General features: G+C 69.7%; 18 protein-coding genes and 1 tRNA gene. 7 read left to right on the top strand and 12 right to left on the bottom strand.

What is annotated here, in order from left to right; translation table 11 throughout:
* Positions 1-279: 279 nt before the first annotated feature.
* Both ACXJJV_RS02245 and ACXJJV_RS02240 read left to right on the top strand, forming a co-directional pair.
* A complete protein-coding gene (locus ACXJJV_RS02245) occupies positions 280-876 on the top strand; it encodes a DUF1678 family protein (protein WP_456466550.1) in 597 nt (198 codons plus the stop codon).
* A 139-nt stretch (positions 877-1,015) separates the two neighbouring features.
* Positions 1,016-1,106 (top strand) — tRNA-Ser (locus ACXJJV_RS02240).
* Positions 1,107-1,180: 74 nt separating this feature from the next.
* Here ACXJJV_RS02240 and thiL read toward each other — a convergent pair.
* Entirely contained in the window at positions 1,181-2,092 is a 912-nt protein-coding gene (gene thiL, locus ACXJJV_RS02235) for a thiamine-phosphate kinase (protein ID WP_456466549.1), read from the bottom strand.
* On the opposite strand from thiL, the gene ACXJJV_RS02230 reads away from it, so the two are divergent.
* Genes ACXJJV_RS02230 through hpt form a run of 3 tightly spaced genes read left to right on the top strand, consistent with a single transcriptional unit; the run spans position 2,085 to position 3,842 of the window.
* Entirely contained in the window at positions 2,085-2,609 is a 525-nt protein-coding gene (locus ACXJJV_RS02230; RefSeq protein WP_456466553.1) for a hypothetical protein, read from the top strand. The two genes, thiL and ACXJJV_RS02230, sit on opposite strands and share 8 nt — an antisense overlap.
* A gap of 8 nt (positions 2,610-2,617) precedes the next feature.
* Positions 2,618-3,265: a DUF5612 domain-containing protein gene (locus ACXJJV_RS02225; RefSeq protein ID WP_456466552.1), complete on the top strand. Its 648-nt coding sequence runs from the start codon at positions 2,618-2,620 to the stop codon at positions 3,263-3,265.
* 13 nt (positions 3,266-3,278) lie between these two features.
* Positions 3,279-3,842 (top strand): hypoxanthine/guanine phosphoribosyltransferase, encoded by a 564-nt coding sequence (gene hpt, locus ACXJJV_RS02220; protein ID WP_456466551.1) that lies wholly within the window; start codon positions 3,279-3,281, stop codon positions 3,840-3,842.
* Here the strand turns inward: hpt and ACXJJV_RS02215 are convergent.
* On the bottom strand, positions 3,833-4,849 hold the full coding sequence (locus tag ACXJJV_RS02215) for a DNA polymerase subunit beta (protein WP_456466548.1): 1,017 nt from the start codon (positions 4,847-4,849) through the stop codon (positions 3,833-3,835). The two genes, hpt and ACXJJV_RS02215, sit on opposite strands and share 10 nt — an antisense overlap.
* Here ACXJJV_RS02215 and ACXJJV_RS02210 point away from each other — a divergent pair.
* Positions 4,818-5,267: a PPC domain-containing DNA-binding protein gene (locus ACXJJV_RS02210; protein WP_456466547.1), complete on the top strand. Its 450-nt coding sequence runs from the start codon at positions 4,818-4,820 to the stop codon at positions 5,265-5,267. The two genes, ACXJJV_RS02215 and ACXJJV_RS02210, sit on opposite strands and share 32 nt — an antisense overlap.
* Here the strand turns inward: ACXJJV_RS02210 and map are convergent.
* Positions 5,257-6,129 (bottom strand): type II methionyl aminopeptidase, encoded by an 873-nt coding sequence (map, locus tag ACXJJV_RS02205; RefSeq protein WP_456466546.1) that lies wholly within the window; start codon positions 6,127-6,129, stop codon positions 5,257-5,259. The genes ACXJJV_RS02210 and map overlap by 11 nt on opposite strands.
* Before the next feature lie 26 nt (positions 6,130-6,155).
* Here map and ACXJJV_RS02200 point away from each other — a divergent pair, with 26 nt between their 5' ends.
* Complete coding sequence (locus tag ACXJJV_RS02200; RefSeq protein WP_456466545.1) at positions 6,156-6,818, top strand: hypothetical protein; 663 nt, start codon at positions 6,156-6,158, stop codon at positions 6,816-6,818.
* On the opposite strand, the gene ACXJJV_RS02195 is transcribed toward ACXJJV_RS02200, so the two are convergent.
* The 9 genes from ACXJJV_RS02195 to ACXJJV_RS02155 form a co-directional block, all read right to left on the bottom strand.
* Positions 6,776-7,069 (bottom strand): hypothetical protein, encoded by a 294-nt coding sequence (locus tag ACXJJV_RS02195; protein WP_456466544.1) that lies wholly within the window; start codon positions 7,067-7,069, stop codon positions 6,776-6,778. The genes ACXJJV_RS02200 and ACXJJV_RS02195 overlap by 43 nt on opposite strands.
* Positions 7,056-7,367, bottom strand: coding sequence for a UPF0058 family protein (locus ACXJJV_RS02190; RefSeq protein WP_456466543.1), 312 nt, complete (start codon positions 7,365-7,367; stop codon positions 7,056-7,058). Before ACXJJV_RS02190 ends, ACXJJV_RS02195 begins: the two co-directional genes overlap by 14 nt.
* 27 nt (positions 7,368-7,394) lie before the next feature.
* Positions 7,395-8,930 carry an ATP-binding protein gene (locus ACXJJV_RS02185; RefSeq protein WP_456466542.1) on the bottom strand — a complete coding sequence of 512 codons (1,536 nt, stop codon included), beginning with the start codon at positions 8,928-8,930 and terminating at the stop codon, positions 7,395-7,397.
* Between the two features lie 22 nt (positions 8,931-8,952).
* On the bottom strand, positions 8,953-10,215 hold the full coding sequence (dnaG, locus tag ACXJJV_RS02180; protein WP_456466541.1) for a DNA primase DnaG: 1,263 nt from the start codon (positions 10,213-10,215) through the stop codon (positions 8,953-8,955).
* A 127-nt stretch (positions 10,216-10,342) separates the two neighbouring features.
* Complete coding sequence (locus tag ACXJJV_RS02175) at positions 10,343-11,395, bottom strand: type II glyceraldehyde-3-phosphate dehydrogenase (protein WP_456466540.1); 1,053 nt, start codon at positions 11,393-11,395, stop codon at positions 10,343-10,345.
* 386 nt (positions 11,396-11,781) lie between these two features.
* Positions 11,782-12,807 carry a transcription initiation factor IIB gene (locus ACXJJV_RS02170; RefSeq protein WP_456466539.1) on the bottom strand — a complete coding sequence of 342 codons (1,026 nt, stop codon included), beginning with the start codon at positions 12,805-12,807 and terminating at the stop codon, positions 11,782-11,784.
* A 65-nt stretch (positions 12,808-12,872) separates the two neighbouring features.
* On the bottom strand, positions 12,873-13,166 hold the full coding sequence (locus ACXJJV_RS02165; protein ID WP_456466538.1) for a hypothetical protein: 294 nt from the start codon (positions 13,164-13,166) through the stop codon (positions 12,873-12,875).
* Positions 13,163-14,155, bottom strand: a complete 993-nt coding sequence (locus ACXJJV_RS02160; RefSeq protein ID WP_456466537.1) for a TIGR03576 family pyridoxal phosphate-dependent enzyme — start codon at positions 14,153-14,155, stop codon at positions 13,163-13,165. The genes ACXJJV_RS02165 and ACXJJV_RS02160 overlap by 4 nt, the downstream gene beginning before the upstream one ends.
* Positions 14,156-14,204: 49 nt before the next feature.
* The coding region (locus ACXJJV_RS02155; protein ID WP_456466536.1) for a hypothetical protein at positions 14,205-14,527 on the bottom strand (323 nt) is incomplete at its 5' end.

Raw genomic sequence — 14,527 nt, 5'->3', positions numbered from 1 at the left:
ACCGGGCGTCGGACCCACCCGTGCGCGGTCAAGGTGGTACGGTGAGGGGCCCGTGCGGCTTCCTCAACCCCCTCCTCCTGGTGATTACAATGGGGAGGGGCCGGGATTAGTGCCAGGGCGGGCCGGTGTGCCGAGTACCTGGGGCACCGGGACCGGGGGGTGCCGCGACCCGGCCCCCACCTGGCACCCCTCGGGATGGGGGGGGTGGAACAGCCGGAACCTTTTTATGCTCCCGGGTGATTACAATAGTGTGGGCGGGCCCGTAAGGGGGCCGGGGCCGTGACCTGGGAGAACGTGCCCGTCCCTCAGGATCCCGTGGAACGCATCCGCGTCCTGCGCGTGCTCCGGGAGGTCTACCGCCGCGAGGTCAAGCCCGAGCTGAAGGAAACGTACCGGAGGATCGGTGGGCGGACGTACGGGCCGTACTACGTCGCGTACCTGAAGCGCGTGCGGAGTAAGGGGTTCGACCAGCCTCGAGTCTTCTACCTGGGGAAGGAGAACGAGAGCGTGAGCTTCGTTCGCTGGCTCGAGGAGCGGTCCGAGGGGTTCGTGCTGCGGCTCGCGCGGCTGGCGGTTCGCCACCTCCGGGCCGCGCTGGAGAGGCTGGTCGAGGAAGCCTCGGGCGGTGGGGTGAGTCATAAGCGGGTGGCCCGCGTGCTCTCGCTCGCGTTCGAGCTGCGGCCTTCCCGGTCCGTGAGGCTCCGGAAGTTGTTGGAGAAGGCGCCCGGGTTTGCCCGGTCCGTGCTCGGGCCGTGGCCGGCGTGGTTCGCGGATCGGGTGCTCCGGAGGCTTCTCCTGCATCGGACTCGGGATGGTGAGTGGGTGCGGGACGTGCTCTGGGAACTCGAACGGTGGAAACTCCGGCACGGTGGGTAGGGTGTCTCGGCGCTCTTCGCGGGAGCGCGTTCGCGGTGGGTGAGGGCCCTCGGGTGTCCGTTCGGGGTTTGGTGGTTGCCCGGGGTTCGGTGACGGAAAAGTTCTTAGTCGGAGGTATACCTGTGCGGTGTCGGAGGAAGCCGGGGCGGCCGAGCCCGGTCCAAGGCGCGGGACTTGAGATCCCGTGGCCCGTATGGGCCGCCCGGGTTCAAATCCCGGCCCCGGCGCCAGCCGGGATCGTTACGTGGTTTGTAACGTTGTGCGGGGGCGTCGGTGGGTTCGGGGAGGTCTTGGGCCCGTGGGTTTACCTTTCCACCTTCACCGTGCCGGGGCCGGGTTTGACGCGGCCGATGATGGTGAGGTTGAGTTCTTCGAGGAGGTCTTGGGGTGCGCAGATGAGGTACTGGAAGTCCTCGCCGCCTTCGAGGGCGAGGTCGAGTGGGTCTCGGTTGAGTTCGGTGGCGACGTCTTCGACGTGTGGGTGGATGGGGAGGCGGTCGGCCTCGATGTGGAGGTTGACGTGGGAGCGTCGTGCGATGATCTCGGCGTCGGCGAGGAGGCCGTCGCTGATGTCGGTGACGGCGGCTCGGGCGTTGCGTTGGGAGAGTTCGACTCCGAGGTGGATGGGGGGTTCGGGTCGGGCGAAGGCGCGGTAGAGTGGTTTGGGTGGTTGGAGGTCGTTGAGGATGGCTTGGACGTAGGCGTTGGGGCCGCCGAGTGGTCCGGTGACGGCGATGGCGTCGCCGGGTTGGGCTTGGTCGACGCGGAGGGGTTTTCCTGGGAGTTCTCCGAGGGCGACGCCGGTGAGGGAGAGTTCCTCGCCGTCGACGAGGTCGCCGCCGATGAGGGTGAGGTTGTGGTGGCGTAGGGCTTGGGCGATGCCGTCGATGAGGGGTTGTTCTTCGAGCTCGTCGTCTCGGGTGAGGGAGAAGGCGAAGTAGCGTGGTTGGGCGCCCATGGCGCCGACGTCGCTGAGGGTGGCGGCGACGAACTTCCAGCCGAGGTCTGTGGGGTCGAGTTCGCGGGGGACGTGTCGGGAGCGGGTCATGGTGTCGACGTTGAGGACGAGTCGGTTGGGGAGGACGGCGGCGTCGTCCTGTCCGGCGCCGACGGGGAGGTCGTTGGTGGGGCAGCGTTCGAGGATGGTGCGGAGGAGTTTCTCCTCGTGGGGCGGTCGCCAGGTGTGGGGGGTGGGTTCGTTGCGTCCGGTGCTCAAGCGGGTGTCCCCCGGGGAGCGTGAGTGGTTGGCTCGTGAGCTGGGGCGGAGGTTTCGGTCCGAGGGGGTGAGGCGGGTGGTGGAGGGGATGGAGTTGGTGAAGTTGGAGGGGAGGTGGACGGAGTACTTCGACGCGTCGCGGGTGAGGGTGGATCCGGGGGAGGTGCCGGGTTGGGCGGATCCGTTCGTGGCGGGGGTGCCGGTGTGTGAGCGGTCGTCGCGGGGTGGGGTGCGGGTGCACTTGGAGGGGGTGCGGGTGCTGGCGGAGGAGGTGGAGGAGATTCGGGTGTACGTGCGGGAGCGGTCGGCGGTCCTGTTCACGTACGGTCGGGACGTGCTGCCGGAGGGTGTGGTAGAGGTTTTAGGCCCGGAGGTGCCGAGGCTGGTCGCGGTCATGTTCCGGGATGAGCTGGGGGAGCATTGCGTCGGGGTGGGTCGGTTGCGGTTCACGCGGGATGGTCGTCCGATGGTCGATAACGTGATAGATAGGGGCTGGTACCTGCGCAGGGGAGGGTAGGGTTGGAGCTGCTGGCGTTGATCATGGACGTGGAGAACGTGCCGGGCGCGCTGCGGGATATCGCGGGAGTGATCGCGGATCACGGGGGGAACATCGTTCACATCACGCAGGAGTCGGAGGGGGAGCTGGCGCGGCTGTACGTGGAGATTGAGGGCGTGGAGCGGCCGGGGAGGTTGGTGTCGGGTCTGCGCGCGCTGGAGGTGGTTCGGTCGGTGAGGCGGGTGCGCCCGTTGAAGGACATCTACGGGAAGCGCGTGATCATCATGGGTGGGGGCGCGCAGGTCGCGGAGGTGGCGAAGGGGGCGATCACGGAGGCGGATCGGCACAACATTCGGGGTGAGCGGATCAGCGTGGACACGATCCCGCTCGTGGGGGAGGAGAACCTGGCGGAGGCGGTGCGGGCGGTCGCCCGGCTGCCTCGGGTGGGGATCCTGGTCCTGGCGGGCTCGCTCATGGGTGGGAAGATCACGGACGCGGTGCGGGAGCTGCGGGAGGAGCGTGGGATCCCGGTCATCTCGCTTAACATGGCGGGGAGCGTGCCGGAGGAGGCGGACCTGGTGGTCACGGACCCGGTTCAGGCGGGCGTGATGGCCGTGATGGCCGTCTCCTCGGCGGGCGTGTTCGACCTCTCCCGCGTGCGCGGTAGACGGTTCTAGGGGGGAGGTGGGCATGCTGCTCGAGCGGTCGCTGGAGGAGGCGCCCGTGATCGAGCGGAACGGGTACCATTACTTCATCCATCCGATCACGGACGGGGTGCCCGAGGTCGACGCGGGGCTGCTGCGGGAGGTCGCGTCGCGGATCGTGCGCGCGCTGGACACGACGGACTTCGACAAGATCGTGTGCGTGGAGGCGATGGGGATCCACCTGGGCACGCTCCTGTCCACGATGCTGGACCGGCCGCTGGTGATCGTCCGGAAGCGTCGGTACGGGCTGGACGGTGAGATCGAGATCGTGCAGGAGAAGGGGTACGGTCGCGAGAAGCTCTACCTGAACGGCGTGTCGGAGGGGGACGAGGTGGTCGTCGTGGACGACGTGGTGAGCACGGGCGGCACGCTGGTAGGCGTGCTCAACGCGCTGCGGGAGGCGGGCGCGGAGGTCAAGGACGTGGTGGTCGTCATCGCCCGGGGCGGGCTGAGGCGGGTGCGGGAGGAAACGGGGATCGAGGTGAAGTACCTCGTGCGCGTGGAGGTCGACGAGGACGGGGTCAGGGTCGTCGAGTCCCGCTATCGCTGATCCTTGATCACCCGGATCCACTCGCCCTCCGCCTCCCGGGTCGAGCCCACGACCGCGATGACCCGGTCCGAGCGGAGCTCCCGCTCGATCTTCCCCCGCACCTCGATGACCTCACCCTCGAACGCCTGGCCCACGTACGTGTGCGTGTACGAGCGCACCTCGACCACCTCCCTCCCGACCTCCGGGTCCGCCTCCAGCACGCGCACCCGCCACCGGGCCGGGTAGTCGAACGCCCACCGGTCGTCCACGACCTCGCACACGAGCCGGGCCCGCTCCTCCAGCGTCTCGAACTCCTCCCAGCGCACGTCCTCCAGCTCCGACTCGTCCCGCACGTAGAGCACGTCGCACACGCGGTCCCCGACGACCACCCGGTTCCCCTTCCGCGCCTCGTGCCGCACGAACTCCTCGAAGTCCAGCTCCGGGCTCCGCCGCCGGTACACCCGCTCCCAGTCGTCGAGGTCGAGGCCCGCGAGCACGTCCCGTCCCTCACCCGTCTCCTGCACCCGCAGGATCACGTCCCGCACGGCCAGGTAGTGGTCCATCCCGTACACGACGAGGTCCAGGTCCGAGGAGGCCGGATCGTGCAGTCCCGGCAGCAGCGACCCCGTGATCCCGAACGCCGACTCGGGCACCCCCGCGTCCTCCGACAGCTCCAGGATCGCCCGGGCCGCCAGCTCCTCCAGCTCGTCCCGCGGTTCCTCCAGCACCTCCCTCACCCGCTCGCGCGGGTCCAGGTGCTCGACCACGTCTTCCCGGGGCACGACCTGATCGTGGAAGTCCCCGCGTACCCTCCTCACGTACTCCGGGTGCCGCTCCCGGAGGATCTCGAAGGACTCCCGGAACCCCACCTTCCGGTACCGCTCGCCCGTCCCACGACGCACCCGGTCGCCCTCCTCGTCCCGCACGTACCTCATCAGGGCTAGGATGCCCTCGTCCGGGTGCACGTACGAGATCACCGAGAAGATGGCGTCCTCCGTGACCAGGAAGTCCCTCAGCCTCGGCTCCAAGGGGGTCACCCCGCTGCTCGACCGCCGGGTGGAGGGTGGGGAGCTGATCCTCGCCCGCCTCGAGCCCGGGGAGGTCTTCCCCGATGACGTGGACCTGGACGAGTGGAGGAACTCGGTCGTCGTGTCCTGTAAGGGCAGCGTTCGGCGGGTCCGGTGGAGGCTGGGGGACACGCCCGTGTACGAGACCCGGGGCAAGTTCGAGCTCGTGACCCTCGACGGGGTCTTCTTCGACGACGGATCCTACCACCTGCACGGCGTCCTCTCGGACGAGCGCGGGCACACGCTGGGCGGGCACGTGAAGGGCTTCGAGGTGTACACGACGGTCGAGCTCGTCCTCCTCCGGCTCCGCGCCCGGCTCGTGCGGGGGAAGGACGGGCGCACGGGGTACCGGGAGCTCGTCGACGTGGTCACCGGGTGAGGATCTCGCACCCGTCCTCCGTGACCATCACCGTGTGCTCCCACTGCGCCACCGGCTCGCCGTTCCGCTCGACCAGCTCCGGGTAGGCCTTCAGCGCCCCGAGTCGGCTCAACCGGAGCAGCTCGAGACGGCTGGCGGAGGAACCCAGCCACCGCCGGGCGAAGGGGAGGGAGCGCCGCTCCTCGTAGATTCGGCGCAGGTTCACCCGAGAGCGCTGGTTCGGGTTCTTCACCGAGAAGATCTCCACGTGCCGGCCCGGTTCCACGTCCCCGTCCCCCGCCTCGGTCGTCACGAAGGGCTCGATCGCGACGATCATCCCCTCCTCCAGCCGATCCTCGTACCCGGGCAGGTCGTCGTTCGGGATCGAGACGCCGGCGTGCAGGTCCCACCGCCGCACCTCGTGCCCCGTGAGCCCCGTGACGGGGCGGAACCCCCGCTCCCGGCAGGCCTCCCCGATGGCCCGGCCCACCTCCCGGCAGGTCACGCCCGGGCCGACGACCTCCACCGCCGCCTCCAGGGCCGCCCGGGCCGCCTCGGCCAGCCGCTCGCCCAGCTCGTGGTCGAAGACCAGGGTGATGGCCGCGTCCCCGATCGCCCCGTTCACGTGCGCCCCGACGTCCACCTTCAGGATGCTGCCGGGCTCGAGCTCCGGGCCCCCCTCGGGCCCGGGCGTGTAATGCGCCGCCACCTCGTTCAGGGAGAGGTTGACGGGGAACGCGGGCTCGGCCCCCGCGTCGCGGATCAGGTCCTCCAGGTACTCGGCGACCTCCAGCAGGTCGTCCCCGACGTCTATTTCCCGCCGCGCCCTCCGTAGCACCCTTCGGACGACCCGGCCCGCCTCCCGGAAATCGTCCGCATCCACCGCCGATCACCCCGGGGAGGGCCGCGATGGAGGCCGCGGTCTCGATCCCGCTGATCGACCTGGTCCGGAGGATGGCGGCCCGGCTCGCGCTAAGTGTTTCCAGCGGCGACCGGTTGGACGTGCTGGGGTGTACCCCCTTCAACGTGGAGGTCGCCCGAAGGCTTGCCAGCCGGGGCGTGAGCGCGGGGCTGGTCACCCGGGACGCGGAGCCCGCGAGCGCCCTGGGGATCGAGGTGCGCTCGAGCCCGGCCGCCGACGCGGTGCTGGTCACGGACCCGGTCACCTTTTACTCCGAGTACCGGGAGCTGGGCGCCCGTCGGGTGGTGCTGGCCTTCCGGTACGAGAACCCGGCCTTCCGGGAGTGCGTGGGGCGCCTGCGCGCCCGGGTGCTCGTCCCGGTGGTGGGGGAGCGCGAGTGCCCCGACCCGCACGCCGCCTTCGTGCGCGTCCTGGGCCGCGTGGCGGAGCTGGCGTCCGAGGGCCACCACGTGGTGCGGGTGCGGGTGGAGGACTCCTCGGACTACTTCTACCCGGGCTCGGACCCGGAGGAGGTGCTCCGCCGGGGGGACGCGGTGGAGGTGCGCCCCGTCCCGCCCTTCGAGGCGCGGGAGGGGCGGGTGTGGGAGGCGGTGGTCCGGGCGGTGGATCAGGTGCGGTTCAGGAGCGTGTCCCGGTGCTTCCAGAAGTAGGCCAGGACGCCGCCCAGGCAGACGAGGGGGACGGCCAGCGGGAACAGCGGGCCGAGCGCGTCGCGGCCCGAGAGGCAGGCGAGGAAGACGATGGCCAGGGCCAGCCCGTCGCCCTCGCCGGGCCTCAGCACGTGGGTGATCGAGAGGAAGACGGCGGCGACGAGGCAGGTCCAGACGGGGTAGAAGGGTGCCACCGGGGTCAGGGCCAGCAGGAGCGCGACCCGGGCCCACCGCTTGCTACGGAGGTTCAATGTCGACCTCCTCGCCCCGGCGTCGCAGCTCCTCAAACAGATCGTCCAGGAGCCGCCGCAGTCGCTGTCGGAGCCCCTCCGCCTTGGGCAAGTCGTGGCTGATCGCCTTGGAGATGAGGTAGGCGAGGAGGAAGACGGCGCACTTGTGCTGGAGCTTGGTCTTGTGCAGGTGGCCCGGCTTGACGTCGAACTCGTGGTAGACCTGCACGTCCTCCTCGCTCAGCTGCCCGCGGCGCCGCAGGTACTCGAACACGTAGTAGAGGGCGGAGTGGAGCAAAAAAAGCTCGTCCTTCTTCATCTACGATCACCCTCGCCCAGCCCTGGTTTAGATGTACCCGCGCTTGCTGTCGTCGTGGTGGTACTGCGCGTCGCCGGCGTTCCCCTGAATAACTTGCTGCTGGGCCTGCGGGGAGGAGAGGGAGCACGTGGCCACGTCGCGGCGCAGCCCCTCCTCCAGCGACCCGTACCGCTTCACGATCTGCTCCTCCACCGGCTTCGCGAGCTTGATCGCCGCCCGCACGTGCTTCGGCTCGATGTACTTCGCCCCCTCCGACACCGCCAGGTCGCCCGCCATGCGGACCACGCCCGCCAGGTCCCGGAGCCGCAGGGTAAGCGCGTCCCGCTCGCCGTCGATCGCGCGGGCCCGCCGGCGCGCCTCCTTGATGAGCTCCTCCACCGCCTCCCGGGTCGCGTGCGGGATGCGCCCGTCCTTCTCCACCTCCTGCGCCACGAACTGGGCCAGCTTGGCCCGGTTCTCCTCCGTGTCCGGCATGGTCGTCTCCATCAGCACCTCGTAGCCCTCACCCTGGATCCTCGAGCGCAGCGGGGAGAGGATCATGGGCAGGTCCTGGATGTTGCAGGCGCCCACGAGGATGAAGTCGCAGGGCACGCCCTCAACCCGCACGGCCGCGCCCGAGGACTGGGGGTTCTTGCCCGTGATCGGGAACTCCTTCTCCTGCATCGCGGTCAGCAGGTGCTGCTGCAGCGGGCCCAGCTGCGCCAGCTCGTCGATGAACAGCACGCCCTCGTGAGCCTCGTGGATGGCGCCCGGGATCACCCGCTTGTAGGGCGGCTCGCCCAGCTGCTCGTCCCCACCCCACGGGCAGTGCTTCACGTCCCCCAGCAGCTCGGTCTCGCTCGCGCCCGTGACCTGCACGAAGGGCTTCCGGTCCAGCGGGACGAGGACCTTCTTTTCCTCCTCCTCCGAGCCCGGCTTCACGACCCGGATCTTGTCCCCCACCCGCTCGTACACGATCGCCACCTGCCGGCTCGTCGAGCGCTCGTACTGGGTGGCCCGGTACACGCGCCCCGAGGGCTTCTGCGCGCCGCACTTCGGGCAGTAGCGCAGGTCCGGATCGCTGTACCGACCGCAGTTCGGACAGCGGAACCCGAGCTGCTCCGCCACGATCTCCGGGACCTCCTTCGGGGAGAGGAGCGCGTCCGACTCCTCCGACTCGATCTCCTCCCGCGTCCGCACGCGGACGATCGGCCGCTCCGGGTTCGCCGGGTTGTGGTACACCTCGATCTGCTCCCTGGGCCGGGGCAGCAACTCCGCGATGCACTGCGCGATCATGCTCTTACCCACGCCGGGCGGGCCGACGAGCAGCAGGTGACGGCGCTGCTTCGCGGCCAGCTTGGCGAACCGGACCGCCCGCTCCTGCCCGATCACGCGATCGAGCGGGTTCTCCGGGATCTTGATGTCCGCGGTCGTCTCGATATCGTCCAGCGTGAAGTCCTCCTTCACGGGGTCGATCAGGTCCTCCTCCTTCCTCGGCGGCTCCTCCTCCGGCCCCTCCCCGTCCTTCCGATCTCGGGACAGAAACCGGCGAAACAGCCGGGAGGAGAGGACGTTGTTGGGCATGTCGACCACCTCGAGACGACCCTTAGTGGGAGATGGTCAGCACCTTGACGCCCTCCTTCACGTCGGGATCCAGGTCGCCCTCCCGCACGCCCACCATGTACCGAACGCCCTTGTCTTTAGCGGCTTCGACGAGGCGGCGCGTGATCACCCCGTCCACGACCACCGCGCGGACGCCCTCCCGCTCCTTCAGCGCGTCCACCAGCTCGTCCAGCTCGACCTTGTCGATCTCGTTCATCTTCTCGTCCAGCAGCACGGCCTGGAACGTGCCCTTCACGTCCTTCAGCCGCTCCAGCAGCTCCCGCTCCTCCCTGCTCAGCCCCTCCCGACGGCGCGAACCCCGCCGCTCGCCCTTCGCGCGCCGCTTCCGACCCTTCTTCGGCTTACCCTTCTTGCCCTTCTTCTTGGGCGGCTTACCCTTCTTCTTCGGACGCCCCTTCTGCCCCCGCTGCAGGCGCCGCAGGTACTCGTCCGCCGGGACCCGGTTCTCCAGCGCCTCCCGGATCTCCCGCCTCGTCAGCTCCTCCACCTCCTTCCCCTTCGGCGCCCGCGCCACGTAGTCCACGTCCGCCACCTGCATCAGCTCCTTGATGATCAGCTCCCCGCCCCGATCACCGTCCGCGAACACCGTGACCTCCTTCTCCTTCGACAGCTCGATCACCGGCTCCGGGACGTTCGTCCCCTCCACCGCGATCACGTTCTTGATCCCGCAGCGCAGCAGGTTCGCCACGTCCGCCCGACCCTCCACGACGATGATCTCGTCCGCGTCCTCCACCTCCGGACCCGCGGGTAGGCCCTTGTACTCCCTCACCTCCTCCTGCTCCTTCAGCGCCTTCTTCACCTCGCGCACCAGCTCGCTGCTGTCCGGCGTCACCTCGTCCACCATCTGCTGCAGGATCTCCCGCGCGCGCTTGATGATCCGCTCCCGCTTCTCCTGCCGCACGTCGTCGATCGACACCACCTCAACCTCCGCCTGGCACGGGCCCACCCGCTCCACCTGCTCCAGGGCCGCCGCGATCAGGGCCGTCTCCACCCGATCCAGGCTCGAGGGGACGATGATCTCGCCCACGGTCTTCCCGTCCTCGTTCCGCAGCTTGACGTCGATCCGACCGATCCGACCCGTCTTGAGGAGCCGACGAAGGTCCAGCTCGTCCCCCAACAGACCCTCCGTCTGCCCGAAGATCGCACCCACCACGTCCGGACGCTCCACGTACCCGTCCGCCTTCAAGCGGGCCCGGATCACGTACTTGATCGCGCCCGGGCACTGATCTTGACGCTTCTCGGACATGCTTCACCCTCCCTACGTGACGGTGACCGGTGCGAAGACCGCACGCACGCGGGCGTTTATTAACGAAAAGGGCGACTCGGGGAACCGGTGCGAAGGGTGGGAAGGGTGAAACGGTGCGGGGAGCGGGCTAGACGGGGGGCGCGCTCCGGATCCCCAGGGACCGGTCCGTCGCGTCCATGGACGCCTCCGGGTCCTCCTCCAGCTCCATCACGGCGCGGATCGCGTCCACGTTCTCCGGGACGATGTCCGCCTCCTGATGCACCGCCTGCATGTAGTACAGGACGCCGTCCTCCACGTTCACGGACTCCTCCCACACGACGATCTCGTACAGGTCGTACCGCGGCCGGCCCAGGTCCCGGGCCATCTCGATCAACTCCGCCGTCGAGCCCAGCCCCATCTCGTGCGGCACGACCCACACGCGCCGCGCGTCCCGGAGCACCTCCACCGCGTCCTCCGTGCTCACCTCCTCCTCCAGCTCCACGCGAACCACGTGCATGTGCATGAGCGTCGTCGGCACCTTCACCGCCGCCGTCGTGATGTCCAGGTCCGGGAGCACCGTCTTCACGTCCGGGCCGTGGTGCGAGGGCACCGTGACCGGGTTCGGCACGATCGCGTTGATCGGGCCCTTCCCCACCTGCGCCGGGTCGGCGGCGCGCCGCACGACGGTCACGTACACCCTACCGAGCTCGAACGCCTCCTTCAGCGCGCCCAGCGTGCGGCACAGCGCCGTCGTGTTGCAGGACACGCACCGCACGTACTCCGCGCCCAGCGCCTCCTCGTAGTTGCACTGGGCCACGAAGGACACGTCCGCCACGTCCGCCTCCTCACCGCCCTGGAAGATCGCCTTGACCGGGGACTCGTCGTACAGCCGCTCCTTGTTCCTCGCGCCCACGCCCTCCGGCGTGCAGTCCACGACCACGTCCAGCCCGTGCTCCTCCGCGTTCAACACGACGTCCTCGACCGTCCCCTCCACCTCGATGCCCGCCTCCTCGAACCGCTCGACCCGGTCCTCGGGCACGTAGAGCGCGTACCCAAACTCCTCCACCGCCAGCCGGGCGAGGTAGTCCGGCGAGGTCTTGACGACGCCGTAGACCTCCATGTCCTTCTGCGCGTCGACCGCGTCCGCCACGCGCTTACCCACCGTCCCGTAACCGTTGATCAGGACCCGCACGTCCGCCACCCGGGACACCCCCGCCCACGGGCCACGGCGCCCTTAATAACAGCCTCGACGCGGGAGAACTAGCCCCTGTGCCCCCCGCGATTAACACTCCCCGGTCATCGGTCACCGGACGGGCTCATCCCCGTCCACCGGGGAGGACCCTCCGCGGGGGACCCTGACCCCGCCTGTCCCGCGCCGGGGTTGACCGCCCGGTCATCCCCGGTCCTCACGACCGCGGTCCCGAGGGGACCGTGCGGCGCGGGTGTACCCCGGGTCTCGACCCCGGGCTTCACCGCCTGGGGCCTGCTCCCCGCTCCACCCGGGTCGGCGGGGGCCCCGGGGCGGGGACGGCGGGGAGCGGTGCCGCGGGGCCCGCGCCCGCGCGCGACTTGAACGTTTCGGCGGCGTCACGTGGGCACATCGATCTTCGTCGGGTCCGGCACGTCCAGCCCCAGCTCCTCCGCCAGCTCCTTGTACCGGTTCCGGATCGTGACCTCCGTCACGCCCGAGACCTTCGCCACCTCCGGCTGCGTCCGCCGGCACCGCCGCAGCTTCTCGTTCAGCTCCCGCTCCAGCCGCTCCTTCTCCTCCTCCGACTCCGCCTCCTTCATCTTCTCCCGGTACTCCTCGATGTACTCCTTCGCCTTCAACAGCCCCGCCAGGTACAGGGCCGCGCCCGCCAGGCCCGCCGGGTTCCGACTCACCGTCAGCCCCTTCTTCTCCGCCTTCTCCAGGATCTCCCGGGCCAGCATCTCCACCTCCTCGGACACGCCCAACTCCGTCGCGAACCGGGACAGGTACTGCTTCGGATCCGGCGCCGGCATCCGCTCATCCAGGTGCCGCAGCAGGACCCGATGCGTCCGATTGATGTCCTTCGGGCTGATCCCGAACAGCTTCGCGATCTCCTTGATCGTGCGCGGGTGCTTCCGCTTCTTGCACGCCATGAACAGCGCGGCCGCCGCCGTGTTCTCGATCGACCGACCCCGCACCAGGTCCTTCTCCACCGCCTTCCGGTAGATCCGGATCGCCTCGTCCACCACCGACCTCGGAATGTTCGCCTGCGAGCACACCCGCTCGATCAGCTCCACCGCCGACCGAATGTTCCGCGACACCGGATCGTTCGAGATCCACCGATCCCACCGCTTCAGCCGGCGAAACCGCCAGTCCATCAGCCGCTTCCCGTGCGTATCCCGATCGTCGATGACCGTATCACCCAGCCGGTGCGGGTGCCGCTCCGAGACCGGGGCGCCCGTCCGCTCCCGCTGCGTCCGCTGATCCGCGTTGAACGCCCGCCACTCCGGCCCGTAATCGATCAGCTGCTCCACCACGGTCCCGCAGTCCCGACAGACCAACTCCCCGTGCTTCTCGTCCCGCTCCAGGTTCGTGCTACCGCACTTCGGGCACACCCGGTGCTCAGACTCGGTATACACCACGGGGGCTCACCCCCCTGCACCTCGGAAACGCGCCGGTTGGCTTTTCGGGGAAGGATTTAAGTAAATTACGCCCCGGAGCGCCGGGGGCACACCCCCACCGCCAACACCACCAGCGAGCACCACACCGCCAACCGCACCGTCAACGGCGTCGTCACCCCACACGCCCAGGCCACCGCCACCGACGCCCACACCGCCGCCAGCGCGTGACCCACCGCGACCAGCCACCGCCGATCCACCTCACCCTCACCCCGCACCAGCGCCGGCACCCCGTGCCGGGCCACCACGTACGCGGCCACCGCCACCAACGACGCCTCCACGATCGGCGCGCCCACGTACTCCTCTAACATCGTCCCCGTCAACCCAGCACCCCCCTCAACACCTCCACCAACCGCTCGTACCCGAACCGCTCCGCATCCTCCGTCAACAGGTTCAACCGCAGCTCCCGGCTCACGCCCGGGTACCCCAGCACCGGGATCGTCATGATCCCGTACCCCCGCAACAGCTCCATCCCAACCCTCACCGGATCCTCCACCTCCAACACCACGCCCGCCCCCGTCCGCTCCACCCCCACGACCCCGGAGAGACCCTCCACCACCACGTCGATCCCCTCCAACCGACCCCGCAACCGCTCCAGATCGAACCGCTCGAACGCCGCCCGCACCGCCGCCAGCGTCGGACCGTCCACCGTCCACCCCAGCTCCTCGCAGACCCGCCGCACCCGCTCCACCAACCCCGGGTCGCCCACCAGCACCCCGCACCGCGGCCCCTCCATCAGCTTGTCACAGCTCGTGACCACCAGGTCGAACCCGTACGCCGGCCCCGGCCGCTGCCCGTGCAACCGCCGCACCCGATCACCCGAGGCGTCGTCCAACAGCGACGGGACCCCCGCCCGCCCAACCTCCTCCAACACCCCCTCGTCGATCACCCGCCAGCTCACGTCGCACCCCGTCACCACGACCAGATCGAACGCCTCCGGATCCTCCACCAACCCCTCCACCTCCACGTACTCCGCCCCCACCAGCTCGCACCCACGCTCCACGCACGGGTGCGCCTCACCACCCTCCGGTAGCACGTGCAGCACCCGATCCGGCTCCAACGCCAACAACGTCGCGATCACCAGCCCCGTCGTCCGCGAGCCCACGACCACGTCGCACTCCGGCGCCTCGAAGTGCTCCCGACACGCCTCCCTAACCTCCGGCAGAATCAGCGCCTCCGACAGGTACGTCCGCACCTCGTCCGGCGCCGCGTCCACCCACGACCGCGACGCCAGCCCGGTGAAATCGTACAGCGGCCGACCCCGCTCAATCCGCCGGCGAATGACCCGCAGCGCCTCCTCCCGCACGCTCATCCCAACGCCCTGAACCGAACGAGCGAACCCGCCCTTTTACCACCCGCCCTCAACCCCGACCCGAAACCCGACGCAGACTCTCCCGCAACACCACGCACTCCCCATCGCCCACGGCCGAGCAGTACGGACACCCCGGGCACCCATGCTCCCGAAACTCCCGCGCCGCCTCCCGGGGACGCCGCCCCAGCCACCTGGACAGCACCCGCTCCCCCCACCGCAGCGCCTCCTCGCTCGCCACCCGCCGAATCTCCCCCTCCGGACGCAGCCACCGCCACACGTGGTACCTCAACCAGTCCTCCGGCAGGCCGTGCCGCCGCCGGTACGACTCCAGGAACTCCACCCACTCCCGCCACAACCGCCCGTGCACGCGCC

Source organism: Methanopyrus sp. (genome assembly GCF_053997775.1).
The sequence above is the reverse complement of the archived record's forward strand: the minus strand, read 5'-3'. Positions and strand labels throughout refer to the sequence as shown.